The organism is Pectobacterium odoriferum (genome assembly GCF_009931295.1).
GTDB classification, from domain to species: Bacteria; Pseudomonadota; Gammaproteobacteria; order Enterobacterales; family Enterobacteriaceae; genus Pectobacterium; species Pectobacterium odoriferum.
This window is the reverse complement of sequence record NZ_CP034938.1, coordinates 3,980,576-4,005,368: the sequence shown is the minus strand read 5'-3', so window position 1 is coordinate 4,005,368 and position 24,793 is coordinate 3,980,576. Positions and strand designations below refer to the sequence as shown.

Below are 24,793 nucleotides of genomic sequence, written 5' to 3'. Positions count from 1 at the left end.
CCGATTGCATTCTCTTTAACAGGGAAAATAACGGGCGGCAGTGGGTGCCGCCCGTGAGTTGAGGTTAGCGCGAGACGACCAGCGTAAAGTCTTCGCCTTTGAAGACTTTTACCGGATTGCCGCGTTCTATCTGGTGGTGGAACAGACGCCGCTGTGCCCGTAGTTCAGCATGCTGCTGTTGCTGTAACGCTTCCAGACGATAGGCGATGAGATAACAGGCCAGGCGCTTGTTGGCGTGCTGGCTACGTTCACTCTGTACCTTCACCGTGATGCCGCTGGCGACATGCGTGGCGCGGACGGCAGACTCGGTTTTATTCACATGCTGCCCGCCAGGACCGGAAGACTTGGTGGCTTCAAAGCGGATCTCGTTATCGGCAAACACCTGTTCCTGATGAAAGCGTGCGATGCCAATAAACCAGTTCTTGCGTCCGCCACCTTTGCGCCAGGGGCTATTGCACGTCCACTGAAGCGTACCGCACCAGTTGGCAGCCAGCGGTTCCGCCTGTTCACCGTTTAGCAGAACCAAGGCGGAACGCAGTGTACCGGAACGCTTCCCTGATTCGGTTTCGATGACTTCACATTCGATACCGTGCCGCGCAGCATCTCGCGTCAGAGCCTGCAACGCTTTTGCGGTTGCCAGCATGCATTCGTCCGGCCCCTGCGCAGCGGAAAGTTGAAGCAATATCATTTATCCCTCCTGCGCGTTTTGTAGGTGAGTACGGGTTTCAGACGGGCAATCAGTGTGATTAACCCCGCCTGCTGCATCGCGCCAATCACGCTGTCTATCGGTTTGTAAGCCTCTGGCGCTTCCTGAAAGATCAGTTCCCTGTCCTGACAAATAACACGGCTACCGAAACGAGTACGCGCCAGTTGCTGGACGCTGTAACGTGCAGATAGTCGATCCTTACACTCCGTTCGCATCCACTTTCTGCCCGCGCCATGTGCCAGAGAATACAGGCTGTCGGCGTGAGGAATGGGCTGCACGATGTAGCTGTAGTCGCCGCGTGAACCGGGAATGATGACCGGGCCGCAATCGGCAGGTGTCGCACCTTTGCGGTGCAGCCAGCCGGAAATACCCTCAATCGTTGTTGGTGTCACCAGATTGTGGTTCACGTCCAGCGCGGCCTCTCCTTGCGTATGCCACCGCTCCAACATCCGCTGCGCGATCAGCCGCCGATTATTGGTAGCAAATGTCAGCGCGAACTGATGCTGTTCCAGATAGGCTTCAGCAGCGGGCGTGTTGGCTTCAAGACCATGATGGCCGAATTCCCGCACATGAGCTTCCAGTATGGATTGCCCTAATCCGCGCGAGCCGCTATGGACAAGCAGCAATAACTGCTTCGGATCAATATGCAGAGCGTGCAGCGTATCTGACTGATAAATTTCATCAAGCAGCTGCAATTCTGCAAAATGATTACCACCGCCGATGGTGCCCAACGAATAGCGGAAATCGGCCAGGGCCGGTGGAATATCGATATCGTTTTCCAGTGGCCCATCAATACTGCCAAGCCGTTTTTCCAGCTTATCCAGAGAAACCTTTTTAGCATTCAGGCCGGTGTGCCATAACGCCATGCCGCAGCCGATATCATTCCCGACCAGTGCTGGGTAGAAGCGCTGCTGTGAAAAAAAGGCGGCTCCGATGGGGTAACCACGGCCTGGATGCAAATCTGGCATGCCGGCCACGCGTACCATATTAGGGAGTTGTGATGTAGTTTGAAGTTGTTGGATTGCTTTACCTTCAATCCAAGTGTTTTCCGTCGCGATCACACTGACACGCGCCGAAATAGAGCGAATAGCATTGCCCATAGATCATCCTGCTGATCAATTTAAAAATAGGGTAAGGCAGGCTACAGCTGGGGGATAACGCAAAGTGGAAAAGAATGCGGAATTAGTCCCGAGATGTCCTGCAAAGAATCAGAGTAAGTGTTGTCATGATGTCGTCTCCTTTGTCAGTGTGGGGGATGGGTGAAAAAACGTCGGCATAATACTCAAGTGGCGGCCATCGTGCAATACCTGCGACACGATGGCCGTTATACCCGTCATACTTTAAGCTGCAGATTTGTCAGTCACCCGAATTACTTACTTGAGTAAGCTCATCGGGATGCCTTCTCTTGCCGCCTGCCTGCAACTCGAATTATTTAGGGTACGTGTGAATGTTAAATACGGAAGACGCTAACCAGCTCGCTGAGATGGTTGCCTTTCTGGCGCAGGCTCTGCGCGGTGTCTTCCGAATTGTTGACCAGAATGGCGTTTTCCTGTGTTGCTTGACCAATCTGTACAATCGCGATGTTCACCTGGCTGATACCCGCGGACTGCTCGCGTGAGGCGATATCGATATCGTTCACGATGGTGCTGACTTGTAAGATGCGGTTACGCAAATCGTCCATTACCGCCTGCGTTTTTTCTGAGAAATGATAACCCGCTTCGATTTTCTCCAGTGATTCATCAATCAGGGTTTCAATCTCTTTCACGGCGGTAGAACTGCGCTGTGCCAGTGCCCGTACTTCGGCAGCAACTACGGCGAAGCCTCTGCCGTGTTCACCTGCACGAGCGGCTTCTACTGCGGCATTCAGTGCCAGAATATTGGTCTGGAAAGCGATAGATTCGATTACCGTCGTGATATCGGCAATCCGCTGGGATGAGTTTTTGATATCGCTCATCGTCGAAACGGAGTCGGTGACGGTCTGGCTGCCGTTTCGTGCTGCTGCGGCGCTCTGCTCTGCCAGATCTTTGGCGGCGGAGACGTTATCGGCGTTCTGCTTCACGCTGGCGGAGAGTTGCTCCATGCTGGCAGACGTCTCTTCGACGCTACTGGCCTGACGGGCAATCTGCTCGCTGATGTTTTCGCTATCGGCAGCCAGCGCATCGGTGCTGGCACTGATTTCTTCGGATGAATTTCTCACTTGCGATACGATGGTCGTTAGCCCTTGTCCAATGCCGTTAATGGCATCGATCAGGCGGCCAACTTCATCATAACGGTTGCTTGAGAGCGTTGCTGTCAGGTTACCGGCAGAAAACTGTTCCGCCACTTTAACGATTTCAACCAGCGGCTGGCTCAGCCATTTGCGCGTCAGCACGACAAAGAATCCTGCGAAGAGCAGAACCAGAATAATGCCGCCGCCCAAAAACAAGTTACGGGTGTGGTTAACCTCTGCCATTAGGCTTTCTTTGCTCACTGCGCCTGCAACAATCCAGTTCCACTGCGGAATACTGCGGTACACCATGATTCGGGTTCTTTCTTCGCCCGTCATCGTGTTGTTGTCGTATTCAAGCGTACCATTACCGGTTGCTAGCGCTTTCTCTAACGCACCTTCCGACCAGTCAGGGCGTTGGTTGGCATTGCTTTGGTGGTAAAGATAGTTACCCGCATCCTTTCCTTTTTTCGTGCTAAGGACAAAGAAATGGCCTGTTTCACCGATTTTCTTGTTCAGAATAGTTTGTTGCATCTCGGTAAATTGCTTCGTGATGTCGACACCGACGAACAGAATACCGATAACCTTGTTTTCACTATCGCGTATCGGTTGATACTGGGTGATGTACTGTTTGCCGAAAAGCGTGGCTAACCCACTGTAGGTGTCGCCTTTCATCACGGGCGCATAGGCCGGGCTTTCACGATCGAGTTTGGTGCCCATCGCACGCGATCCATCTTCTTTTTTCAGTGAAGTGGTGATGCGCGTAAAATCCTCTCCATCACGGACAAAAATCGTTGAGATCGCGTGGGTACGGCTCAGAAAGTCGTCCGGTACTTCGGTGTTGAGGTTCAGTACCGTATCGCCAGCCTTAAGCGTTGGGTGAGAGGTGCTTCCGAAAGGCGTGCGGTTAACGTTATCCAGTGAAAACTGCGTCGGCAGAAAGCTTGCCAGCAGCCGCGTATAGTTGCTGACCTCGGCTTGTAGGCTGGCATCGTACATGTTGATCATGTCGGTGACGCCATTCACCTGGCTCTGCATGTCGTTAAGGGTCAGAGCTTTGAGCTGATTGCCTGCGGATCGGGTAAGGGATAGGGTAAATGCGATAAAAAGTATCGCTACGCTCAGTGAAGCGATGACTGATAACTTGATACCCAGGCCCCAGTGTTTAAAAGAAAGTCCCAACATATGTGTGTCTCTTATAATAAAAAAGGTTATTTTTTAGTCTTGCTTCACATGCGTTAACGGCAGTAAATGGAAAAAAATTAATCACGGAGTGTAAACATTCGTTTCAATTATTGATCTGGATCAATGTGATTTTTTTATTTACGTAAATACACCAATTAAACCCGAACGGAATCAAGGACGACACGGAGATAAGAAAGTGGCTGTGAGCGGGGTTATCGTAAAAGGTCGTCCCCTTTCTGCTAAAGACGATTTCGCTACATAAAAATAGGCTGACAGAACGGAAAACGAGGGAAATATGGTCGAAATGTCACTGGATAAACTCGGTAGCGGTATTGAAACGATTCACGCGGCACCTGCGGGAAAGCGAGAGCAGCCCCTCCCGACGATTTTCTTCTTTCATGGTTACACCTCATCAAAAGAGGTGTATTCGTATTTTGGCTATGCGTTGGCTCAGGCTGGGTTTCGGGTAATTTTGGCCGATGCGACCATGCACGGCGCGCGTTATAACGGGGATGAAGCGCAGCGATTGCGCCATTTCTGGGATATTCTGCAATCGAATATTGAAGAATTTCCCGACTATGTTGCGGAATATCGGCAGCGTGGCCTGATCGATGGGGAACGGATTGGCGTTTGCGGCGCGTCACTCGGTGGAATGAGTGCACTCGGATGTATGGCTCGCTACCCCTGGATTACTGCGGTGGCGGCATTTATGGGATCCGGCTACTTCTCTACGCTATCGTCCGCGCTGTTTCCTCCTGTTCCGGCCGATCGTGAGGGAAATCAGGCGGTGTTGCAGACGTTAGCGAGCAAACTGGCCGATTATGATGTCACCACGCGTCTGGACGCGCTGTCCGATCGGCCGCTGTTGGTGTGGCACGGTGAAGCGGATGACGTTGTGCCGGCGGCAGAAAGCGCCCGTCTCTATGAGGCATTACAGGCACGCGATAAGCTGGCTAATCTGACGTATTTGACCGAGTCGGGCGTAGGGCATCGCATTACGCCAACGGCGCTGCAGGCGGGCGCTGATTTCTTCCGGCGGACGCTGTAATTCTGGCCCGATTGCTTAAATATCGCCACGCAGAAAACTCCTGTGTTTCTTCCTTGTGTTCTTTAATGTCGGGCACTATACTTACGCGTCATTTTTTCAGCCGCACATACACACGTTCCTTGCCTCCACGGGCCGCGGTTGACCCAGACAGGAGGCTGAATAATCCGTAAGGAGCAATTCGATGCGTCATTACGAAATCGTATTTATGGTTCATCCTGACCAGAGCGAACAGGTTCCGGGCATGATCGAGCGCTACACTGCTACTATCACTGGTGCGCAGGGCACGATCCACCGTCTGGAAGACTGGGGCCGCCGTCAACTGGCTTACCCGATCAACAAACTGCACAAGGCACATTACGTTTTGCTGAACGTTGAAGCGCCGCAGGAAGCGATCGATGAGCTGGAAACAAACTTCCGCTTTAACGATGCCGTTATCCGTAGCATGGTTATGCGCGTTAAGCACGCGGTAACTGAAGCATCTCCAATGGTGAAAGCGAAAGACGAACGCCGTGAGCGTCGTGAAGATTTCGCTGAAGCTGGCGATGATGTGGATGCAGGGGATTCTGAAGAGTAATTGTTGTGGTGACGGTGAATCGTCTGGTGTTGTCCGGCACAGTGTGCAAGACGCCCATTCGTAAAGTCAGCCCGTCAGGCATTCCTCACTGTCAGTTTGTGCTTGAGCACCGCTCGACACAGGAGGAAGCCGGATTGAGTCGGCAAGCATGGTGTCGTATGCCCGTGATTGTCAGCGGACTCTCGTCACAAGCAGTTACCCACAGTATAACGGTCGGCACGCAACTTACCGTGCACGGGTTCATTAGCTGCCATCAAGGGCGCAATGGCTTGAGCAAGATAGTGTTACATGCCGAGCAGATTGAATTGATAGATTCTGGAGACTAGCCACATGGCACGTTATTTCCGTCGTCGCAAATTCTGCCGTTTCACCGCGGAAGGCGTTGTAGAGATTGATTATAAAGATATCGCTACGCTGAAAAACTATATCACTGAAAGCGGCAAGATTGTTCCGAGCCGTATCACCGGTACTCGTGCAAAATACCAGCGTCAGCTGGCCCGCGCTATCAAGCGTGCGCGTTACTTGTCTTTGTTGCCGTACACTGACCGTCATCAGTAATCGGCCACTGTCCATTAACGAGACTTTGAGAGGATAAAGTAATGCAAGTTATTCTGCTTGATAAAGTAGCAAACCTGGGCAGCCTGGGTGATCAGGTAAACGTTAAAGCGGGCTACGCTCGTAACTTCCTGGTTCCACAGGGCAAAGCTGTCCCGGCAACCAAGAAAAACGTTGAGTTCTTCGAAGCACGCCGTGCTGAACTGGAAGCCAAACTGGCTGACGTTCTGGCTGCTGCTGAAGCTCGCGCTGCTAAGATCAAAGAACTGGGTAGCGTTACCATCGCGTCTAAAGCAGGCGACGAAGGTAAACTGTTCGGTTCCATCGGTACTCGCGATATCGCTGATGCGGTAACGGCTGCCGGTGTTGATATTGCTAAGAGCGAAGTTCGCCTGCCGAACGGCGTTCTGCGTACTGTGGGTGAGCACGAAGTGAGCTTCCAGGTACACAGCGATGTCTTTGCTGAACTGAATGTCGTTGTTGTTGCTGGAGCGTAATTCACGTTTATCGTTGAATTAACACTTTAGTTAACATGTGAAACGCTGGCCTTGTGCCAGCGTTTTGCATTTTAGGGATCGGGAAATGATCTATCATTGCCTATACCTAAAAAATGAGGCCGGAGGCCGCATGTCTGACTTGATTCATCTCACCCGCGTTTATGACGCGCACGCGCCTTTCTCTTCCCCCACTTTTCTGATTGATCGTCTGTGGCCGCGCGGTATCAGCAAAGCGCGTCTGGAGGGCGTTGAGTGGTTTAAAGACATCGCGCCGAGCAGCGAGTTGCGGAAATGGTTTCACGCCGAGCCTGAACGCTGGGCGGAATTTGTGGATTACTACCGTAATGAGTTAGAACAGGGCACGGCGGGCGGCAGGCTATTGACGTTACTTGAGAAGAAGCAGGCGATCACGCTGCTTTATGGCAGTAAAGATGCGCAGCACAACCATGCTATCGTCCTGCGCGATTTTCTATTGGAACGGCTGGCTCGTTAGCGAGTACGAGTAAAGGCTCCGTCCGCACCGCGGGTGAATCGGATCGTCTGGTTCGCCGTGGTTTCGATCTCCAGCTCTGCGACCATGCCTTGTGCATTCAACTGTAATTTGACTGCCTGACCTGCCCGTAAATTGCTGAGCGGTTTATCCCTGCCTTCCACCTGAGCCATCGCGAACACATCGCTGACTGGCAGATTGTTATCGCGAAAGAGCTGGGCCAGCGTTTGGCCCGAGGCGATCTCATACTGTCGCCACGGTGCTGCTGACGACGTTGGAGGCTCGGTAGTCGCAGGCTGCTGCTGGGGTGTTAAAGGCTGGCTTTCAATAATCACGGCCTGCATCGCAGCCTGATTATCCGCTTGAGTAAGAGGTACGGGCGTGGTGCGGGCAGGCTGCGAATGTTGAGCGCTGTAAGGCCAGAGCAACACGACGAGCAGCAGTGCGATAGCGATTAAAATCCAGCGACGATGGAGGAACGGCAACGGTTCCATCCAGTGATAGCCGTCGGGCAGATGCCAGACTTTCTGTAGCATGGCACCAAGACGCTCGCGCAGGGAAAGAGAGGGCAACTGTTCCTGCTCTTCGCGCTCCCCGTCGTTTTTTACGGCTACAGCATGTGAGGGCTGCCGCTGGATGATTCGCTGGCAGAAGCGTACTAGCGTTTGATAATCCCAGGTGTTTTTCCGCTTCCTGGGCGCAATTCTGCCCATGGTGACCTCTCTTACTACAATTCAGTATAAAAAAACAGTCAGTATAAAAAACAGTCAGTATAAAAACGGCATCATATAAAAATGATGTCATTAACAACGCTATATTGGCAACCAAACAAACTTGCCAGTAACTAAGCTACATCACTAGCCAGGCTGCGTCGGCATAAAAACAGTATCAGGATAATAACGCAATCCAGTATACCGATAATCCGTATGAACTGACCAGTTAACGCGTTGATGATTAAGGTAACCGGTGCGACAGAAACATCAGAACTACCAGTATAGGCCAGCTTCCCGGAATGGCGTGGCTGGCGTGCGGTTAACGTGATTACCTGCACACAGGATTTTACCCCAATCCCCGTCGCTGTTATGCTGCGCTTTCAGTTTTTTACAGATTAAAAGGAACATCCATGACAACTCCTTCTTTTGATAGCGTCGAAGCGCAGGCAAGTTACGGCATCGGCTTACAGGTTGGTCAACAGTTACAGGAATCAGGTCTTGAAGGCCTGATCCCAGAAGCCCTGCTTGCTGGTCTACGCGATGCGCTGGAAGGTAATGCGCCAGCGGTGCCTGTGGATGTGGTTCATCGTGCGCTGCGTGAAGTTCATGAACGTGCTGATGCGGTACGTCGCGATCGCCAACAGGTGCTGGCGGTAGAAGGTCAGCAGTTCCTAGCCGAAAACGCGCAAAAAGAAGGCGTGAACAGCACGGAATCTGGTCTGCAATTCCGAGTGTTGACTCAGGGTGAAGGTTCGATTCCTGCTCGTCAGGATCGCGTACGTGTACATTACACCGGTCGCCTGACTGACGGCACCGTGTTCGACAGCTCCGTTCAGCGTGGCCAACCCGCTGAATTCCCTGTAAGCGGCGTGATTCCTGGCTGGATTGAAGCGTTGACGCTGATGCCAGTCGGTTCCAAGTGGGAACTCTATATTCCGCATAATCTGGCGTATGGCGAACGTGGCGCAGGGGCTTCCATTCCGCCATTCAGCGCGCTGATTTTTGAAGTGGAATTGCTGGAAATTCTGTAATCTCCAGACAACAAGAAAGGCGCTCAGTGAGCGCCTTTGTTATTTTTACGGAATGGTTTTTACGGAATCGTTTTTACTGACTTTCTTTTTTATTGAAACGACATTACTCACCGCGCAGCGCGCGTGGGAACAGCAAATTGTTTTCCAGATGGATGTGTTCCATCAGGTCGGTAATGAACTCGTTGATACCAGAGTACAGCGCACGCCAGGTGTTGCAGGCACCTTCCGGTGGTACGACACCGTTGGTCAGCTCTTTGACCACTTCCACATCACGCCCGGCGTCATCGTGCTCATGCTCCATCACGGAAATTGGTGCGGCAGCATTCGCGCCCATTCCTTGACTAATCATTGGGAAGAGGATGCGTTCTTCTTTCATCATATGCTGAGACAGCTCGTTATAGATGGCGGTCAGCTGGTTTGCGAGGCCGTGCGGGCAATCGGCTTTATCGTGATGCACGCGCTCGACTTTTTCTGCCATCAGAATCAGCTCTGGCAGTTGTTCACGGTGGCGATCGTGAAAGCGAGGGATGATGTACGCAATAATGTCAGCCAGCGGTGCTTCACGCCAGTCCCGCGCGTCAGAAGGCTGCGCGGCCAGTTTTTCTAGCTGTGCTTCCAGCTCGTCGATATTGAGATCTTTTTTGCCAGCCGCGCGGCTGAGCGTTTGCTTTCCGCCGCAGCAGAAATCCAGATTGAGTTCACGAAAGAGTTTGGTCGCGCGCGGAATAGCGATAGCCAACTCACCCAGGGATTGATCGCGGTATGCCATGATGTTGCCTCTCAACGAATGCAGTTTATAAATTGCATTTTAAATGCATCTTTAGGCGTTGAATATACCGCTTACGAGGTAGGCGGTAAAAAGCATACCGTGCTACTGCACGGTATTGCGGGTCTCAAGCGATTGCGTGATGGTATGTAAGAGCGCGGGAATATCCATTCTCGGCAATACCACCTCAATGAGTGAGAAGCGAGATGCGGCATTCACCTGCTCAAGCACCTGCGCGAGTGCGGCCGGCGAACATACCTGTTCGCAGAGTATCTCGTCTTCATTTGCCCCTAGCGCGGCAGGAAGCTGTGTCCAGTTCCAAGCGGCAATGTCGTTGTAGCGCTGTTCGGGGCCGTGAATCGCGCGTTCAACGGTGTAGCCTTCGTTATTCATCACCACAATGACCATGTTCAGGCGATCCCGAATGATCGAGCCCAGTTCCTGTACGGTGAGCTGAAGTGAGCCGTCTCCGATCAACAGCACCACGCGTCGTTCCGGTTCGGCAATCTGTGCGCCGAATGCGGCGGGCAGAGAATAGCCTATTGAAGCCCACAGCGCTTGGACGATGAAATGGCAGCCCGCTGGTAACTGGAGCGTGGCGGCCCCAAAACAGGAGGTGCCTTGGTCGGTCACGAGAATATCGCCAGAGCGAAGGAAACGCTGCATCTGTTGCCAAAACTCCCGTTGATTGAGTGTGTCTGTGTGCTCTGACTGCGGTAAGGCCGGAGGCGTAATGGTACGGTGATCCCAACGGGGTGAGAGCATCGCGGTGATGTTTTCCAACGCGGTGATGGCGGCTGACATCGGAACAGCAGGGAAAACCTGACCTCCAACGCGCGCCAGCGTTGGCTGGATATCGATGTTTTTTTCGCTGGAAATCTGGTGGCTGAAGCCAGCGGTAATCGTATCGGTATAACGCACGCCAATGCTGATGATGACATCCGCGTCTTCGATGTGTGCCCGGATCGCTTCGTGACTGCCGCCACCCGAGTAGGTGCCGGTAAAACTGCGGTGCTGTTCGTTTAGCGTGCCTTTCCCCATCAGCAAGGTGGCGTGGGGGAGCGGGGTTTTATCAAGCCAGCGTTGGATTTGCCCTGCAACGCCAGCACGCTGAGCCAGAAAGTCAGCCAGCAAGGAGACTGATCTTGCCTCGCTGAGCATCGTGGTAGCCGCTGCGGTAAAAGCTTGCAGCGATTCATCAGAGTGTAGTGGTTCAGGGATAACGAGTGGATACGGTCGTGTATCCGCAGGTGCCGCCGCTACGTCCAATGGCAGAAACAGGTATACCGGCTTGTGCTGAGCAAGCGCTTCTCCAATAACCCTGTCGATCTCTGTGGTGGCGTTCTCGACGGTGAGGCTGGCTTGCGCAACGGTAACTTCCGCTGCCATGCGGGAAAAGTGGCTAAAGTCGCCGTCGCCTAATGTGTGATGGAGTAATTCACCGTTGTGTTGTGACGCGAGACTGGGCGTAGAGGCAATGTGAATGACGGGCAGGCATTCCGCGTAGCTGCCTGCAATTCCGTTAATCGCGCTGAGTTCTCCGACACCGAAGGTGGTGAGTAGGGCCGCTGCTGGCCGGCATCGCGCATAACCATCGGCGGCGTAAGCGGCGTTTAACTCGTTTGCACAACCCACCCAGGCGATCTCTGGGTGACTGATGACATGATCGAGAAAATGCAGGTTGTAATCGCCCGGCACGCCGAAGAGATGCTGAATACCAACCTGTGCCAGACGATCCAGTAAGTAATCGCCCACCGTATAGTTTTTGCTCATTGCTATTCCCTCTATGAATGATGGATGTTCTGAGGGTAAGTATTATCGATAAGGTGAATATTTCTAATATTTATTCTTTATGGATAGGCCTTTAACCTGCATTTTTTCGTTGTTTAGAGGTTTTTGTCATTAAATTAATTAATGAATTAATAGGGTGCTGATGAATAGCGTGCATTGGCGTTAACGAAACGTTAAGAACGGTAAAATCAGGAAAATGCGCATTTATCTGATAGTGATGCAGAGGAATTCCCCGTATATCTCTGTCAGGCCGCAGTCGCGGTGAGCAAGGAGTTCCCCTATGTTTAAGCCACTCGTCATTAGTGCCCTGTTTGTGGGAATGTTTGCGGTTATGCCAGCACCAGCGGCTAAAGGTGCCAGCATCGAGCTGATGCCCGGCGTCACGTTGAATATCGGCGAGCGTGACAGACGAGGTAATTACTGGGATGGCTATGACTGGCGCAGCGAGCGCTGGTGGCAGGAGCATCGGGGTTACCATCGTGGTGAACGTAATCGGCACGGCTACTATTGGGATGGCTGGCGCTGGCGCGATGCCCGCTGGTGGCGTGAGAGTCAGCGCGATAGACGTGATTATGACAACCGTCGTTTTGATCCGCCACGCTACATTGACGAGCGTGGGCCGCGTCGCGGCGAGTGGGACAGGCGCGGGCACGATCGGGGAAATGGTTACTATCGCAATGGGCGAGGATCGTTTCGCGACTAGCCGTTCAGGCTCCTGCCGAAGCAGGAGCCTGTGGATCACAAGGCAGTCAGCCCTTATTTCGTGTGTTGCAGGTCAAGGCGATAAACCGCAAAGCCTGTTTCATCATTACCGACGGACGTCATCGGGTACTGCGCTTTCTCTTTGATAAATGCTGTGGCTTTCTCTGATGGTGATGTTTCAAAGCGGATATCCAGCGGCGTATCGCTGACGATAGGGGCCAGACGCCAGTTGTTATCCGCCTGCGGCTTCACTTCTCCCGACTTTTGCGTTTCCGCGCTGATGTAGGCCGCCAGAACGGAGCGGTTTTCATCCGGCGAGGCGAAGGCCACATACTTCTCACCCGTACCGGCAAATTTCTCGCCGTAGGCGCGATAGTTATTAGTGGCGATCAGGAAAGTCGCTTTGGGATCGATCGGTTTGCCGTTAAACGTCAGCCCTTTGATACGGTGTGATTTATCGTTGATTAACGCACATTCGCTGTCATAGCGGGCAGGTTGCGTCACATCAATCTGATAATTGACGCCGTCGATCACGTCGAAGTTATAGGTGCGGAAGCCGTCCCAGTTGAGCAGGGATTGTGGCTCACGCTTGCTTGGATCGATTTGTTTGAACTGACCCGCAGCGCACTCCAGCCACTCCTGCACCTGCTGTCCGTTGACTTTCACTACCACCAGCGTATTCGGGTAGAGATACAGATCGGCAGCGTTACGGAAGGTGAGCTGGCCTTTTTCTACTTCGACATAGCTGGCCGGATCATTTTTACGTCCACCGGCTTTAAACGGTGCAGCGGCGGAAAGCACCGGCAGATCGGCCAGATCGGGATCGCCTTGAATAAAATGCTCTACATAGGCGCGCTGAGCATTGTTGACGATCTGCACGGTCGGATCGTCCTGAATCAGCGACAGGTAGCTATACATGTTGTCTGCGGATTTACCGATCGGTTTGCTGACAAACTCACGCGTATTCTGGTGGGCATCGGACAGCACTTTCACCAGTTTGTCGTCTTCCGCCGCCAGTGATTTCTTCTGCGCTTTGTCATAGATCGGTCTGGCTTCCGCTTTCGCCTGTTCCACCTTCCATGTGCCGCTGTCGTTATTCAATGTGAAATCGACGACACCGAGGTGGTCACCCCATTGCCCCGGCATCACCGCAGGCACGCCGTTGAGCGTTCCCTGTTTGATGTCAGCGCCCTTGATGTTCGCAAAGTCATTGCTGGGGAAAACCGCATGAGCATGACCGAACATGATCGCGTCAACGCCGGGGATTTGGCTGAGGTAGTAAACAGAGTTCTCCGCCATCGCTTTGTACGGTTCGGCAGAAAGGCCGGAGTGAGGGATCACAATCACCAGATCGGCACCTTGCTTGCGCATTTCCGGTACCCACTTTTTGGCACTCTCCGTGATATCTTCTACGGTGACTTTTCCGGTCAGATTAGCTTTATCCCACACCATGACCTGCGGCGGAACGAAGCCAATATAGCCGATGCGCAGGGTATGCTGTTTGCCATCGCGGTCGGTGACCGACTTGTTTTCAATGTGATAAGGCGTAAACAGTGGTTTACCCGTTTTCGCATCCAGCACGTTGGCGTTCACATAAGGGAATTTCGCGCCGGACAGCGCCTTGTGCAGATAGTCCAAGCCATAGTTGAATTCGTGGTTACCGATATTGCCAACGGAATAATCCAGCGTGTTCATCGCCTGATAAACCGGATGTACATCGCCCGCCTTCAGCCCCTTCGCCGCCATGTAATCCCCTAACGGGCTGCCTTGGATCAAATCGCCGTTATCCACCAGCACGCTGTTGGTGGCTTGTTCGCGCGCGGCGTGAATCAGGCTGGCGGTACGTACCAGACCAAATTTATCGGTTGGCGTATCCTTGTAATAGTCGAAGTCCATCATATTGCTGTGCAGATCGGTGGTTTCCAATACCCGTAAATCAACGGTGGCGGCATGAACGGTCGTGGCGACCAGCGTAGCAAGCAGGCTGAGTGCCAGTGAATGCTTCATTGCGTAACTCCTTGTGCGGTGATTGTCGACGCGTGAGACGATCGGGGTGTCTTTCATATCATGATGAAGTTAAAGTGATTATCGTCTCTAAATGCTGAGGATGACATCAATAATGGTAATAATCGTAGATTGCCTCACAGATGTATAATGAATGACAGAGATGAAGTCTGCGTTACGCTATCGTCGCGTAACCGATAACGACGAGGTAGATCATGCTAGAACCTATTTGCCAACTGGCCCGTGATGCTGGTGCTGCCATTATGCAGGTTTATGACGGGCAGCATCCCGTAGATGTCGCGCACAAGAAAGATGATTCGCCAGTAACCGCCGCCGATCTTGCGGCGCATCGGGTCATTAAGGATGGCTTGGCTGCGGCGTATCCTGATATTCCTTTGCTGTCAGAAGAAGATCCGCCTGAATGGGAAATCCGTCGGCACTGGCTGCGCTATTGGCTGGTCGATCCGCTGGATGGCACCAAAGAGTTCCTCAGCCGTAATGGCGAGTTTACGGTGAATATTGCGCTGATCGAGAACGGTCAGGCCGTACTCGGCGTGGTTTACGTGCCGGTTACGGGCGTGATGTACTCTGCGGCGGAAGGTAAAGCTTGGAAAGAAGAGAACGGCCAGCGTCGGCAAATTACGGTGAAGCAAGCCCGGCCTCCTCTGGTGGTGGTCAGCCGCTCTCATGCCGATCGCGAATTAAAGGACTATCTTAATCAATTGGGTGAACACCAGACGGTGGCGATTGGGTCATCGCTAAAATTTTGTCTGGTGGCGGAAGGTGAAGCGCAGCTTTACCCACGCTTCGGGCCGACGAACATTTGGGATACGGCGGCGGGCCATGCGGTGGCGGTGGCGGCCGGGGCACAGATTCACGATTGGCAGGGGCAGACTTTGTCTTACACGCCGCGTGAATCTTTCCTCAACCCCGGTTTTCGCGTCTCCCTGTTTTAGCTGCTTTAGCGTTATTTCTCTTCCAGCAACTGGCGCAGCAGGGACATTACCTGCTGCACTTCCTGTCCGCTCAACGCGCCATCCTTCACGAAACGGATTTTTCCCTGTTTATCCAGCACCGCGATAGCTGAGCTCTGTGGTTGGAGCTGCCAGGTTTTCCGCACGTTGCCGTTGCTATCAACAATAAACTGCGACCACGGAAAGGCTTTCTTGTTGTCTTCAAGGCTACTGCGCACAAACATGCTGGTGCCGATGATGGCATCGTCGGTATTCACGATTGTCGTCGTTTGGTAATAATCATGCGGTAGGTTAGCGGCCTTCAGGGCGGAGATGAGCGGATCGTTCATCTCTTTGGCTGAGGTGCGGCCAGCGATATGTTGTATCACCCGCACTTTTCCGGGCAGTTGCGCACTGTTCCAGTTTTTATAACTAAACTGATTATTAAGGTACTGAAGTTCTCCCCTATCCGCGACGCCAACCGGTGGAACCAATTGGTTGAGCACCAGCGTATGAGCTGAAGCCGGGAGCGAGAAAAGCCCTAAGGGAGTGAGAGCGAGCACGAGGAGCAGGTGGCGTATTTTTATCATGGTATGTCCTTCAATGTGGGTGGCCCGATGCGATGTCAGAGATGGAAAATATCAGGCTATGGAATAAGCGTAGATTCAGGAAACTGGTCTGTCCTGCTCTGCGATAAAACGCTTTGTGCCCGATTGCACAAAACCCTTATTTTTGAAGGTTTATACTAATGACTAAGGGTTTTCTTAAACACTACTCTGTAAAAATCTGTAAAAGCAGTTAAGAATACTGAGTAGTGGGGAACTAAATGCTGTTTTACAGTACTAACTAGCAGTATCCGTTATCTCATTAGCGCTCCAGAACCTCAGCCATGTTGGCGAAAGGGAGAGCGTAGAAAATAAAACGGGAGAGTAAAACGATGAGGATCTTCGAACGTTACAATCCTTTGAAAGTCGCCAAGTATGTGAAAACCCTGTTTCGTGGGCGGCTGTACATAAAAGGGGTTGGTGCTTTTGAGTTCGACTACGGCAAAATTCTATTGCCAAAGAAACAGGATAAGCAGCATCTTCTGGTGATGTCCGAAGTGAATCGCCAGGTCATCCGGCTTCAGGCCGAGATGGGATGAGTGATAAAGAAACGGCCCGTAGCGGGCCGTTCTGGTTTTTTATGAAGTATGCATGCCTTCTGGCGGTTAATCGTCGCTATCAATCTTCACGCTTGATGAGACAATCGGGCGGTCTTCCAGACGTGTCACCAGCAGCTGATCGATCTTGTAGCTATCGATATCCACCACTTCAAATTTATAGCCTGAGAAGCGCACCGCATCGGTACGTTTCGGGATTTTCCGCAGCGTATACATCATGAAGCCGCCGATGGTTTCGTAGTTGCCGGAATGCGGGAAATCATCAATATTCAGCGCGCGCATCACGTCTTCTATTGGCGTACCGCCTTCAACCAGCCAGGAGTTCTCATCGCGTGCGACAATCTGCTCTTCCATTCCCTGACCGACGAGATCGCCCATCAGCGTCGTCATCACGTCATTAAGGGTGATGATGCCGACGATCAGCGCGTATTCATTCAGAATAACGGCGAAATCTTCGCCCGCGGTTTTAAAGCTTTCTAACGCTTCGGACAATGTCAGCGTATCCGGTACGATCAGCGCAGGACGAATCTGCACGCCGCTACTCAGCGTCAGGCTTTGGTTTCCTAGCACCCGAATCAGCAGGTCTTTGGAATCCACGTAGCCGACGATCTGATCAATCGTGCCATCGCAAACCAGAAACTTGGAATGCGGCTGCTGGGCGATCTTTTCCTTAATGCTGTCTTCCTGCTCGCGCAGATCGAAATAGACCACGCTTTCGCGTGAGGTCATCGAAGACGGCACGGTACGGGATTCCAGCTCAAACACGTTTTCGATCAGCTCATGTTCCTGTTTACGCAGTACACCAGCCAGCGCACCCGCTTCCACCACGGCGTAAATATCATCGGACGTGATGTCATCTTTACGCACCATCGGTAGCTTGAGCAGGCGGAAAATGACGTTAGCCAGGCCGTTAAATACCCAAACCAGCGGACGGAAGAGGAACAGGCAGAAGCGCATGGGGTTGATTATGCGGACCGCGACGGTTTCCGGCGCAATCATACCAATGCGTTTCGGGGTGAGATCGCCAAACAGGATAAACAGACTGGTGACGAGTACGAATGAGCAGATGAAACTGACTTTATCTGCGGCTTCGGGTGACATGAAGCGTTCAAATAGCATGGAGAAGGTCGGAGAAAATGCCGCATCGCCGATGATACCGGCCAGAATCGCGACGGCGTTGACGCCAATTTGAATCACGGTAAAGAAAATGCCCGGCGTTTCTTGAAACTTGAGCACCAGATCGGCGTTGAGGTTTCCCTCATCGGCCATCAGTTTGAGTTTAATTTTACGCGATGCCGCCAGTGAGATCTCCGAAATCGAGAAAAACGCACTGATGGCAATGAGACAAAGAATCAGTAATAGACTGTTTAACATAGTTTTTACTTTAGGTAAGTTTTCGCATGAGCCGAGATTGACGCAGCGATCCTCAGAAAGGTGAGCACATAAAAGTGAACACATTATGATCATTATTGAAGGTCATAACCGGGCGAGGATTAGCCCGGTTCGGGGGCATTATAGCAGGAGCGGTGAAATGACCGCCAGCAGTCAACGCGGAGGCGGCAGACAGATGCTGATGCCACCTAATCCACAGTAGCCGTTCGGGTTCTTGTGCAGGTATTGCTGGTGGTCGTCTTCCGCATAATAGAACGGGCCCGCAGGCTCGATTTCTGTGCTGATAGCACGGCCGTCGCCGTTCTCCCTCATCGCCTGCTGAAAGCGCTGAAGGCTTTCTTGTGCCGCCTGTTCCTGCTCGGGCGTGAGCGTATAGATAGCAGAGCGGTATTGGCTGCCGATATCGCCACCCTGACGCATACCCTGCGCGGGGTCGTGATTTTCCCAGAACAGTCGCAGCAACTGCTCATAGCTGATCACCGCAGGATCGAAAACGACGCGCACGGCTTCGGCGTGGTCGGTTTGCCCGCTGCATACTTCACGGTAGGTCGGGTTAGGCGTGTAACCCCCGATATAACCTGCTGCGGTGCTGTAGACGCCCGGCTGTTGCCAGAACAAACGCTCCGCTCCCCAGAAACAGCCCATCGCAAAAATAGCGACAGACATCGGATCCGGCACATGCGTCATGGAATGTTCATGAACGACATGCAGCCTGGAGACGGGCATGGGGGTGGAACGCCCCGGTAGAGCATCGGATTGCGTAATCCGCTGTGTTTTATCAATTGAACTCATCACGTTGTTAACTCCAGCTAGACTGGGTAAATAACCCGCTTTCATGGAAAGCATAACCAAGAAGCATGGGGCTGTCTTTATATCTTCATCGTGTTTAATGTTAAGGTAATGTTTATCTATAATGCCGCATATTGATGTTTGTAGGTGAAAATCTATTCTTAAGATGGAAAGTTAGTATTTATCACTAATATCATGCGAAGTTGGTAGGAAATTTAGGCGCTGCGTGGCGGATTGTCAGGTAAGCGCACAACGACGGACGGCCGTCAATGCGGCGCGCGAAGTGATAAAAGCCATGCTATAGGTTTTAGACGACAAGGTTTTAGGCGACATACCGATTTATCAGGGAGCTCAGTGACTATTTTTATCTCAGCGAAAAGTTTCATTGGAAAAAAAAGCGTTACCGGGCAAAAAGGCATCGCAGGACAAAAAAATAGCTTTGCTGGCTGCGGTGCGCCACGATACCGGGTTCTTGGCCTGATGTGCGCGCTGCTTATGCTGGCCCCAGAGAGCCAGGCGGCGAATGTGCGTCTGCAAGTCATGGGGCTGGAAGGGCAGTTACAAAAGAATGTACGGGCACGCTTATCTACCATTGCGGTCGATGAGGTTAATGCCGACGGGCGTTTCCGCTCACGCGTCGATGAAGCGATCCGTCAGGGATTGCGCGCGCTCGGCTACTACGATCCACAGATTGGTTTCGAATTCCGGCCTGCCGTTAATGGCGGACGACCCGTATTGATTGCCACCGTCACTCCTGGTGAACCGGTAAAAATTGCTGGGGTGAACATCACCCTGCACGGTGGTGCGCATGACGATAAAGACTACCAACAGCTGGTTAAAGACGATCGCCCCGAAATCGGTTCGGTGTTGAACCACGGTGATTTCGATCGCTTTAAAAGCGGGCTGAACGGTTTGTCATTACGTAAAGGCTATTTCGATGCGCGCTTCCAGCAAAGCCAGCTCGGCGTGATGCGGGAAGAGAGAGAAGCGTTTTGGGATATCGACTTTGATAGCGGTGAACGCTATCGCTTTGGTGCCGTACACTTTCAGGGCGCCCAAATCCGCGATGATTATCTGCAGAATTTGGTGCCGTTTCACGAAGGTGATGCTTACACCAGTGAAGATCTCGGTGAGTTAAATCGCCGTCTTTCTGCGACGGGGTGGTTTAACTCTGTGGTGGTGTCGCCTGATTTCGAACGGTCGAAAAGCTCCAAGGTGCTGCCGTTGGAAGCGGTGGTGACGCCGCGAACCCGTAACCGGATTGAAACCGGGGTCGGCTATGCCACTGATGTTGGCCCCCGCTTTAAAACGACCTGGAATAAGCCTTGGGTAAACTCTCGGGGACACAGTCTGGAAAGCAGCCTGAGCGTGTCTGCGCCGGAGCAATCGCTCGATTTTAGCTACAAAATCCCCTTGTTGAAGAACCCGCTTGAGCAGTACTACCTGCTGCAAGGCGGCTTCAAGCGCGAAGATCTCAACGATACTAAATCCGATGGTACCACGCTGAATGTGGCGCGCTACTGGGATCTCTCTAGCGGCTGGCAACGCGCGATTAACCTGCGCTGGAGCCTCGACCACTTTACGCAGGCAAGCGTGACGGATACCACGATGCTGATCTATCCGGGCGTTAGCATTAACCGAACCCGCCAACGCGGCGGGCTGATGCCGGTGTGGGGCGATACGCAACGTTATTCTATCGATATTTCCGACACCACCTGGGGATCGGATATCGACTTTGCCGTGGTTCAGGCACAAAACGTCTGGATTCGTACGCTGGCGGATAAACACCGTTTTGTGGCGCGTGGCAATCTGGGCTGGATTGAGACCAATAATTTCTCCCGCGTCCCCCCTCACTGCGTTTCTTTGCTGGTGGCGATCGCAGCATTCGTGGGTATAAGTACAAATCTATTTCGCCGCGCGACAGCGACGGCAAACTGACTGGTGCGTCCAAGCTGGCGGCTGGCTCGCTCGAATACCAATACAACGTGACGGGAAAATGGTGGGGCGCGGTTTTTGTTGATTCAGGTGAAGCAGTGAATGACATCAAACGGAGTAACGTCAAGACCGGTACGGGCGTCGGTGTACGCTGGGCCTCACCGATTGGCCCGGTGAAACTGGATGTTGCTATGCCGATCGGCGATGCAGAGAAGAAGAATAATGTTCAGTTCTATATCGCACTGGGGCCTGAATTATGATGGATGATAAAAACGAAAAAAAAGCACAGGATTCGGTGGCGGAAGAAAACGTCGCGCACGACAACGCGCCGACGACGCCTTCACGAAAAGGGCGCGGGTGGAAAAGAGTCGGTATTAGCTTTGTTGCTTTCTTACTGTTTCTCGTTGTTGGGCTAGGATTATTGGTGGGGACCACGCCGGGTCTGCATCTGTTGCTGAATACCGCCGCACGCGTGGTGCCGGGGCTGGACATTGCCAGTGTGAGCGGCGGCTGGCGTGATTTAACGCTGAAAAACGTCAGCTACGAAATGCCGGGCGTGACGGTAAAGAGCGATGAATTTCATCTGTCGCTCGCGCTGGGCTGTCTGCGCAAAAGTCAGCTGTGCATCAATGACCTGTCGGCAAACCGTGTCGATGTGGTTGTGGATACCAAAGCCTTGCCTGTGGCGGCAGAGCCACCGCCGCCTTCAACGCCAGTAACGGAAATTTCAACACCCTTCCCGATTTCATTGCGTCAGCTAACGCTCAGCAACGTTCAGGTTACCGTGGACGATACGGTGATTTCACTGGGCGAGTTCCGCACGGGAATGCAGTGGGAAGAGCGTGCGTTGACGCTGCTACCGACCAAAATCAGCGCGCTGCTGGTGGCCTTGCCGAAGAGCCCCGTTGATGTGCTGGAAGATGGCAAAGTGACGGCGGCGGAAATGGCGTCCGTTGTCAAAGAAACGGCGCAGAGCGTGCGTGAAGCAGCCGAGCAAGGTTCATCGCAAACGCTTCACATCGATAAAGTACTCGAGGCAAATAATACGGTAGCAGCGGCCACGGCGACAGCTCCGATACCGACGGCGTCGACATCCAAAACGGATAGCCCCCCTGACAAGCCTGCCGAGCCAGAACAACCGCTGGGTGAACGCCTGAGCGAGCTGTTTTCCAAACCGCTATTACCTGATTTACCGCAGTTTACGCTACCGCTGGATCTGAATATTGTCGAGATTCACGGTGAACAGCTGCGGCTGACGGGCGATCAGGACATTTTGATTAATAACCTTTTCGTAGAGGCATCGACCCAGCAACAGCATTTGCGTTTGGACAAGCTGATCGTGCAATCGCCACAGGGTGGATTGAATGTGCGCGGTGAAGCGACACTCAGCGATAGCTGGCCCGTCTCGCTGGCGGCGAACGGCGTGCTGAATGTCGAGCCGCTCAAAGGCGAGAAGCTGAAACTGACGGTTGATGGCGGCCTGCGCGAACAGCTGAATGTGGCGCTGAACCTCTCTGGGCCGCAGCGTGCGCAATTGGAGCTGCAAACTCAATTGGCGGAAGCCGGGCTGCCGCTGGCGTTGACGCTGCAAACCGAACGCGTGCGTTGGCCGTTGACGGGCGCGACGCAATATCAGGCTGACAACGTCAGGTTGCGTTTTAACGGCAAAGCGACGGACTACGCGCTGTCGCTGCGCGGCGACCTGAGCGGCGCGGATATTCCTCCCGCAACGCTGTTGCTCGATGGTAAAGGCAACGAGCAACAGTTTACGCTGAGCCGCCTGCGGCTGGCGGCGTTGCAGGGTAATGCCGATCTGAGTGCGCTTATCGACTGGAGCAAAGCCATAAGCTGGCGCAGTGAGCTGGTGCTGAACGGGATTAACACCGCAAAACAGTGGCCTGAATGGCCCGCGAAAGTAGACGGCAAGATTACGACGCGCGGCAGCGTCTATGGCGGTAGCTGGCAGTTACAGGTGCCGGAATTGCGTCTGGACGGCAACGTGAAAGCGAATAAGCTCACGGCCAGAGGTGAACTGCGCGGTAACGCGGCGGGCCAGTGGACAATTCCAGCACTGAATCTGGCGTTAGGCCGCAACCAGTTGAACGTCAAAGGCGACCTGAGCGATAAGTGGCAGTTGGATGCAGACATCAATGCACCGTCGCTGGACGGCATGTTGCCCGGTCTGGCGGGGCGTGCCATCGGCACACTTAAATTACGTGGCAATCTGCGTGAACCGCAGATGCTGGCGGATATCACGGCGTCTGGCCTGCGCTGGCAGGCGATGACGATTAGCAGTGTAAGGGTGGAAGGCGATGTACGCTCCGATCAGCAGATTCAGGGCAAGCTGACAGTACGCCTCGAAGCACTGAAGCAAGAAGGCCTGAATATTGCGCTGCTGACACTGGATGCCAGCGGTAACGAGAAACAGCACCAGCTCCGGCTGACTATGCAGGGCGAACCGGTTGCGGGGCAACTGGCACTTTCGGGTAGTTTCGATCGTCAGGAGCAGCGCTGGCGCGGCACGCTGAACAATACCCGCTTCGACACGCCAGTGGGTGAATGGCGTCTGACGCAGGATATGGCGTTGGATTATCTGAATGTGCAGCAGAAGATCACCATCGGCACGCACTGCTGGCGGAATCCGAACGCAGAGCTTTGCGTACCAAAAGCAATTGAAGCTGGGCCGAGCGGACAGGCGAGCATTCGACTGAACCGCTTCGATCTCGCCATGCTGAAACCGTTCCTGACGGCGGATACGGCGCTAGCCGGTACGTTCACCGGTGGTGCGGATATCAGCTGGCAGGCAGGGCAAGATTTACCACAGGCGAAAGTGTCGCTGGTGGGTAACGGCGTCAGCGTTCGCCAGCAGATGCAGGGCAACACGCTGCCGATTGATTTCGATACCTTTACGTTGAATGCCGGGCTCGAGCGCGGGCGGGCGCAGCTCGGCTGGCTGATGGCGATTCGAGAGAACGGACGCTTCAGCGGTGATATTCAGGTGACCGATCCACAGGGCCGACGCAATCTCGGCGGCAGCGTCACGATCAACACTATTTCGCTGGCCTTGCTCAACCCTGCGTTGAGTAAAGGAGAAAAAGCGGCGGGGATACTGAATGCGAACCTGCGTCTGGCGGGGGATGCTGCGCGTCCTCAGCTCTTCGGCCAGATGGCGCTGGAGCAACTGGATATCGACGGCAATTGGATGCCGATCGATCTGACCAACGGGCGGCTGGCGGTGAATTTCAGTGGGATGTCGTCAACGCTGCAAGGCTTCCTGAAAACGAATAACGGGCAGTTGAATCTCGGCGGGAACGCAGACTGGTCGCGGCCTGATGCCTGGCGTGCGCGGATCGCAGCGAAAGGCCAGAAGCTGCGGGTGACGGTTCCGCCGATGGCGCGGCTGGATGTCTCACCGGATATTGTCTTCGAAGCCACGCCGCAGCTGTTTGCGCTAAACGGGTCGGTCAGTATTCCGTGGGCGCGCATTGTCGTTAAAGACATGCCGGAAAGTGCGGTAGCGGTATCATCGGATGAAGTGATGCTGGATGCACAGCGTCAGCCGCTGAAGAAAGCCAGCGCCGCGATTCCGATTAACAGCAACCTGACGATCCGTGTCGGTAATGATGTGCAACTGGATGCGTTCGGGCTGGCTGCTCGCCTACAGGGTGACCTGAAAATGGTTCAGGACGAGCGTGGATTAGGGCTGAACGGCCAGATCGACATTCCGTCTGGTCGCTTTAAAGCCTATGGGCAGGATCTGATCGTCCGCAAAGGACTGATTCTGTTCTCCGGCCCACCGGATCAGCCGATCCTGAATATCGAAGCCATTCGTAACCCAGACAACACGGCGAATGACGTCATTGCCGGCGTGCGCGTCACCGGCATGGCCGCGACACCGAAGCTGGAAGTCTTCTCCGATCCGGCCATGTCACAGCAGGAAGCGCTCTCTTATCTGCTGCGTGGACAGGGTTTGGACAGCGGTGGAGCAGATAGCTCGGCAATGACCTCAATGTTAGTCGGTTTAGGGGTTGCACAAAGTGGTCAAGTTGTGGGTAAAATCGGCGAGGCCTTTGGCGTAAGTAATTTAGCTCTGGATACACAGGGTGTTGGCGATAATTCTCAAGTTGTCGTCAGCGGCTACGTCCTTCCGGGTCTGCAAGTAAAATATGGTGTTGGCATATTCGATTCTTTGGCAACGTTAACGCTACGTTATCGCCTGATGCCAAAACTATACTTGGAAGCGGTGTCTGGAATTAGCCAGGCATTAGATGTGCTCTATCAGTTTGAGTTCTAG

At 53.3% G+C, this 24,793-nt stretch carries 22 protein-coding genes and 1 pseudogene; 12 read left to right on the top strand and 11 right to left on the bottom strand.

Translation table 11 applies throughout. From position 1 onward, the window contains the following. Positions 1-64: 64 nt before the first annotated feature. The 3 genes from prfH to EO763_RS18070 all read right to left on the bottom strand — a co-directional run bounded on the left by prfH (position 65) and on the right by EO763_RS18070 (position 4,097). Positions 65-688: a peptide chain release factor H gene (gene prfH / locus EO763_RS18080; RefSeq protein WP_039490885.1), complete on the bottom strand. Its 624-nt coding sequence runs from the start codon at positions 686-688 to the stop codon at positions 65-67. Further along, positions 685-1,806 (bottom strand): RNA ligase RtcB family protein, encoded by a 1,122-nt coding sequence (locus tag EO763_RS18075; RefSeq protein WP_161529783.1) that lies wholly within the window; start codon positions 1,804-1,806, stop codon positions 685-687. Before EO763_RS18075 ends, prfH begins: the two co-directional genes overlap by 4 nt. A gap of 350 nt (positions 1,807-2,156) precedes the next feature. Continuing rightward, positions 2,157-4,097 carry a methyl-accepting chemotaxis protein gene (locus EO763_RS18070; RefSeq protein WP_161529782.1) on the bottom strand — a complete coding sequence of 647 codons (1,941 nt, stop codon included), beginning with the start codon at positions 4,095-4,097 and terminating at the stop codon, positions 2,157-2,159. Between the two features lie 295 nt (positions 4,098-4,392). Between EO763_RS18070 and yjfP the strand changes: the two genes are divergently transcribed. From yjfP to EO763_RS18040, 6 genes are all read left to right on the top strand, one after another. Continuing rightward, positions 4,393-5,145 carry an esterase gene (gene yjfP, locus EO763_RS18065; protein ID WP_161529781.1) on the top strand — a complete coding sequence of 251 codons (753 nt, stop codon included), beginning with the start codon at positions 4,393-4,395 and terminating at the stop codon, positions 5,143-5,145. Positions 5,146-5,326: 181 nt separating this feature from the next. Next, positions 5,327-5,719 carry a 30S ribosomal protein S6 gene (rpsF, locus tag EO763_RS18060; RefSeq protein ID WP_005974793.1) on the top strand — a complete coding sequence of 131 codons (393 nt, stop codon included), beginning with the start codon at positions 5,327-5,329 and terminating at the stop codon, positions 5,717-5,719. Positions 5,720-5,724: 5 nt separating this feature from the next. Then, positions 5,725-6,045, top strand: coding sequence for a primosomal replication protein N (priB, locus tag EO763_RS18055; RefSeq protein ID WP_015841576.1), 321 nt, complete (start codon positions 5,725-5,727; stop codon positions 6,043-6,045). A 4-nt stretch (positions 6,046-6,049) separates the two neighbouring features. After that, positions 6,050-6,277 carry a 30S ribosomal protein S18 gene (gene rpsR / locus EO763_RS18050; protein WP_005974788.1) on the top strand — a complete coding sequence of 76 codons (228 nt, stop codon included), beginning with the start codon at positions 6,050-6,052 and terminating at the stop codon, positions 6,275-6,277. Positions 6,278-6,318: 41 nt separating this feature from the next. Further along, a complete protein-coding gene (rplI, locus tag EO763_RS18045; RefSeq protein WP_039486279.1) occupies positions 6,319-6,771 on the top strand; it encodes a 50S ribosomal protein L9 in 453 nt (150 codons plus the stop codon). A gap of 130 nt (positions 6,772-6,901) precedes the next feature. Beyond that, entirely contained in the window at positions 6,902-7,264 is a 363-nt protein-coding gene (locus EO763_RS18040; protein ID WP_161529780.1) for a DUF488 domain-containing protein, read from the top strand. On the opposite strand, the gene EO763_RS18035 is transcribed toward EO763_RS18040, so the two are convergent. Both EO763_RS18035 and EO763_RS23780 read right to left on the bottom strand, forming a co-directional pair. After that, the gene (locus tag EO763_RS18035; RefSeq protein ID WP_161529779.1) at positions 7,261-7,974 is read right to left on the bottom strand and encodes a LysM-like peptidoglycan-binding domain-containing protein; all 714 of its coding nucleotides are present in this window, start codon (positions 7,972-7,974) and stop codon (positions 7,261-7,263) included. The genes EO763_RS18040 and EO763_RS18035 overlap by 4 nt on opposite strands. Positions 7,975-8,247: 273 nt before the next feature. Next, the gene (locus tag EO763_RS23780) at positions 8,248-8,382 is read right to left on the bottom strand and encodes a hypothetical protein (RefSeq protein WP_280117242.1); all 135 of its coding nucleotides are present in this window, start codon (positions 8,380-8,382) and stop codon (positions 8,248-8,250) included. Positions 8,383-8,384: 2 nt separating this feature from the next. On the opposite strand from EO763_RS23780, the gene bamJ reads away from it, so the two are divergent. Beyond that, positions 8,385-9,005 carry a BamJ family beta-barrel-assembly machinery protein gene (gene bamJ, locus EO763_RS18030; protein WP_039490894.1) on the top strand — a complete coding sequence of 207 codons (621 nt, stop codon included), beginning with the start codon at positions 8,385-8,387 and terminating at the stop codon, positions 9,003-9,005. Between the two features lie 103 nt (positions 9,006-9,108). Here the strand turns inward: bamJ and ytfE are convergent, their stop codons facing one another. Together ytfE and ipdC are read right to left on the bottom strand one after the other, a co-directional pair. Continuing rightward, on the bottom strand, positions 9,109-9,774 hold the full coding sequence (ytfE, locus tag EO763_RS18025; RefSeq protein WP_010279034.1) for an iron-sulfur cluster repair protein YtfE: 666 nt from the start codon (positions 9,772-9,774) through the stop codon (positions 9,109-9,111). 102 nt (positions 9,775-9,876) lie between these two features. Beyond that, entirely contained in the window at positions 9,877-11,544 is a 1,668-nt protein-coding gene (gene ipdC, locus EO763_RS18020; protein ID WP_161529778.1) for an indolepyruvate decarboxylase, read from the bottom strand. A gap of 298 nt (positions 11,545-11,842) precedes the next feature. On the opposite strand from ipdC, the gene EO763_RS18015 reads away from it, so the two are divergent. Then, positions 11,843-12,265 (top strand): DUF2502 domain-containing protein, encoded by a 423-nt coding sequence (locus EO763_RS18015; RefSeq protein ID WP_161529777.1) that lies wholly within the window; start codon positions 11,843-11,845, stop codon positions 12,263-12,265. Between the two features lie 53 nt (positions 12,266-12,318). Here EO763_RS18015 and EO763_RS18010 read toward each other — a convergent pair whose 3' ends face one another. Beyond that, positions 12,319-14,271 (bottom strand): bifunctional 2',3'-cyclic-nucleotide 2'-phosphodiesterase/3'-nucleotidase, encoded by a 1,953-nt coding sequence (locus tag EO763_RS18010; RefSeq protein WP_161529776.1) that lies wholly within the window; start codon positions 14,269-14,271, stop codon positions 12,319-12,321. A 212-nt stretch (positions 14,272-14,483) separates the two neighbouring features. Here EO763_RS18010 and cysQ point away from each other — a divergent pair, with 212 nt between their 5' ends. Continuing rightward, positions 14,484-15,224 carry a 3'(2'),5'-bisphosphate nucleotidase CysQ gene (gene cysQ / locus EO763_RS18005; protein ID WP_161529775.1) on the top strand — a complete coding sequence of 247 codons (741 nt, stop codon included), beginning with the start codon at positions 14,484-14,486 and terminating at the stop codon, positions 15,222-15,224. An 11-nt stretch (positions 15,225-15,235) separates the two neighbouring features. Here cysQ and EO763_RS18000 read toward each other — a convergent pair whose 3' ends face one another. After that, complete coding sequence (locus tag EO763_RS18000; RefSeq protein WP_161529774.1) at positions 15,236-15,811, bottom strand: YtfJ family protein; 576 nt, start codon at positions 15,809-15,811, stop codon at positions 15,236-15,238. A 347-nt stretch (positions 15,812-16,158) separates the two neighbouring features. Here EO763_RS18000 and EO763_RS17995 point away from each other — a divergent pair, with 347 nt between their 5' ends. Next, positions 16,159-16,365 (top strand): DUF1107 domain-containing protein, encoded by a 207-nt coding sequence (locus EO763_RS17995; RefSeq protein WP_005974755.1) that lies wholly within the window; start codon positions 16,159-16,161, stop codon positions 16,363-16,365. 66 nt (positions 16,366-16,431) lie between these two features. On the opposite strand, the gene paeA is transcribed toward EO763_RS17995, so the two are convergent. Both paeA and msrA read right to left on the bottom strand, forming a co-directional pair. Beyond that, positions 16,432-17,757 carry a polyamine export protein PaeA gene (gene paeA / locus EO763_RS17990; RefSeq protein ID WP_161529773.1) on the bottom strand — a complete coding sequence of 442 codons (1,326 nt, stop codon included), beginning with the start codon at positions 17,755-17,757 and terminating at the stop codon, positions 16,432-16,434. Between the two features lie 171 nt (positions 17,758-17,928). Beyond that, positions 17,929-18,567: a peptide-methionine (S)-S-oxide reductase MsrA gene (gene msrA / locus EO763_RS17985; protein WP_161530437.1), complete on the bottom strand. Its 639-nt coding sequence runs from the start codon at positions 18,565-18,567 to the stop codon at positions 17,929-17,931. 477 nt (positions 18,568-19,044) lie between these two features. Between msrA and tamA the strand changes: the two are divergent. Both tamA and tamB read left to right on the top strand, forming a co-directional pair. Continuing rightward, positions 19,045-20,759: pseudogene (gene tamA / locus EO763_RS17980) on the top strand (autotransporter assembly complex protein TamA). Further along, a complete protein-coding gene (gene tamB / locus EO763_RS17975; protein WP_161529772.1) occupies positions 20,756-24,793 on the top strand; it encodes an autotransporter assembly complex protein TamB in 4,038 nt (1,345 codons plus the stop codon). The pseudogene tamA and the gene tamB overlap by 4 nt, the downstream one beginning before the upstream one ends.

Bases quoted from the DNA above. Each gene is read 5' to 3' on its own strand.
- ipdC (WP_161529778.1), bottom strand. From the start codon at position 11,544: ATGAGCAAAAACTATACGGTGGGCGATTACTTACTGGATCGTCTGGCA.
- rpsR (WP_005974788.1), top strand. From the start codon at position 6,050: ATGGCACGTTATTTCCGTCGTCGCAAATTCTGCCGTTTCACCGCGGAA.
- rpsF (WP_005974793.1), top strand. From the start codon at position 5,327: ATGCGTCATTACGAAATCGTATTTATGGTTCATCCTGACCAGAGCGAA.
- EO763_RS18040 (WP_161529780.1), top strand. From the start codon at position 6,902: ATGTCTGACTTGATTCATCTCACCCGCGTTTATGACGCGCACGCGCCT.
- tamB (WP_161529772.1), top strand. From the start codon at position 20,756: ATGATGGATGATAAAAACGAAAAAAAAGCACAGGATTCGGTGGCGGAA.
- EO763_RS23780 (WP_280117242.1), bottom strand. From the start codon at position 8,382: ATGTTCCTTTTAATCTGTAAAAAACTGAAAGCGCAGCATAACAGCGAC.
- ytfE (WP_010279034.1), bottom strand. From the start codon at position 9,774: ATGGCATACCGCGATCAATCCCTGGGTGAGTTGGCTATCGCTATTCCG.
- EO763_RS17995 (WP_005974755.1), top strand. From the start codon at position 16,159: ATGAGGATCTTCGAACGTTACAATCCTTTGAAAGTCGCCAAGTATGTG.
- rplI (WP_039486279.1), top strand. From the start codon at position 6,319: ATGCAAGTTATTCTGCTTGATAAAGTAGCAAACCTGGGCAGCCTGGGT.
- prfH (WP_039490885.1), bottom strand. From the start codon at position 688: ATGATATTGCTTCAACTTTCCGCTGCGCAGGGGCCGGACGAATGCATG.
- paeA (WP_161529773.1), bottom strand. From the start codon at position 17,757: ATGTTAAACAGTCTATTACTGATTCTTTGTCTCATTGCCATCAGTGCG.
- EO763_RS18000 (WP_161529774.1), bottom strand. From the start codon at position 15,811: ATGATAAAAATACGCCACCTGCTCCTCGTGCTCGCTCTCACTCCCTTA.
- EO763_RS18075 (WP_161529783.1), bottom strand. From the start codon at position 1,806: ATGGGCAATGCTATTCGCTCTATTTCGGCGCGTGTCAGTGTGATCGCG.
- msrA (WP_161530437.1), bottom strand. From the start codon at position 18,567: ATGAGTTCAATTGATAAAACACAGCGGATTACGCAATCCGATGCTCTA.
- EO763_RS18070 (WP_161529782.1), bottom strand. From the start codon at position 4,097: ATGTTGGGACTTTCTTTTAAACACTGGGGCCTGGGTATCAAGTTATCA.
- EO763_RS18035 (WP_161529779.1), bottom strand. From the start codon at position 7,974: ATGGGCAGAATTGCGCCCAGGAAGCGGAAAAACACCTGGGATTATCAA.
- bamJ (WP_039490894.1), top strand. From the start codon at position 8,385: ATGACAACTCCTTCTTTTGATAGCGTCGAAGCGCAGGCAAGTTACGGC.
- EO763_RS18015 (WP_161529777.1), top strand. From the start codon at position 11,843: ATGTTTAAGCCACTCGTCATTAGTGCCCTGTTTGTGGGAATGTTTGCG.
- cysQ (WP_161529775.1), top strand. From the start codon at position 14,484: ATGCTAGAACCTATTTGCCAACTGGCCCGTGATGCTGGTGCTGCCATT.
- EO763_RS18010 (WP_161529776.1), bottom strand. From the start codon at position 14,271: ATGAAGCATTCACTGGCACTCAGCCTGCTTGCTACGCTGGTCGCCACG.
- yjfP (WP_161529781.1), top strand. From the start codon at position 4,393: ATGGTCGAAATGTCACTGGATAAACTCGGTAGCGGTATTGAAACGATT.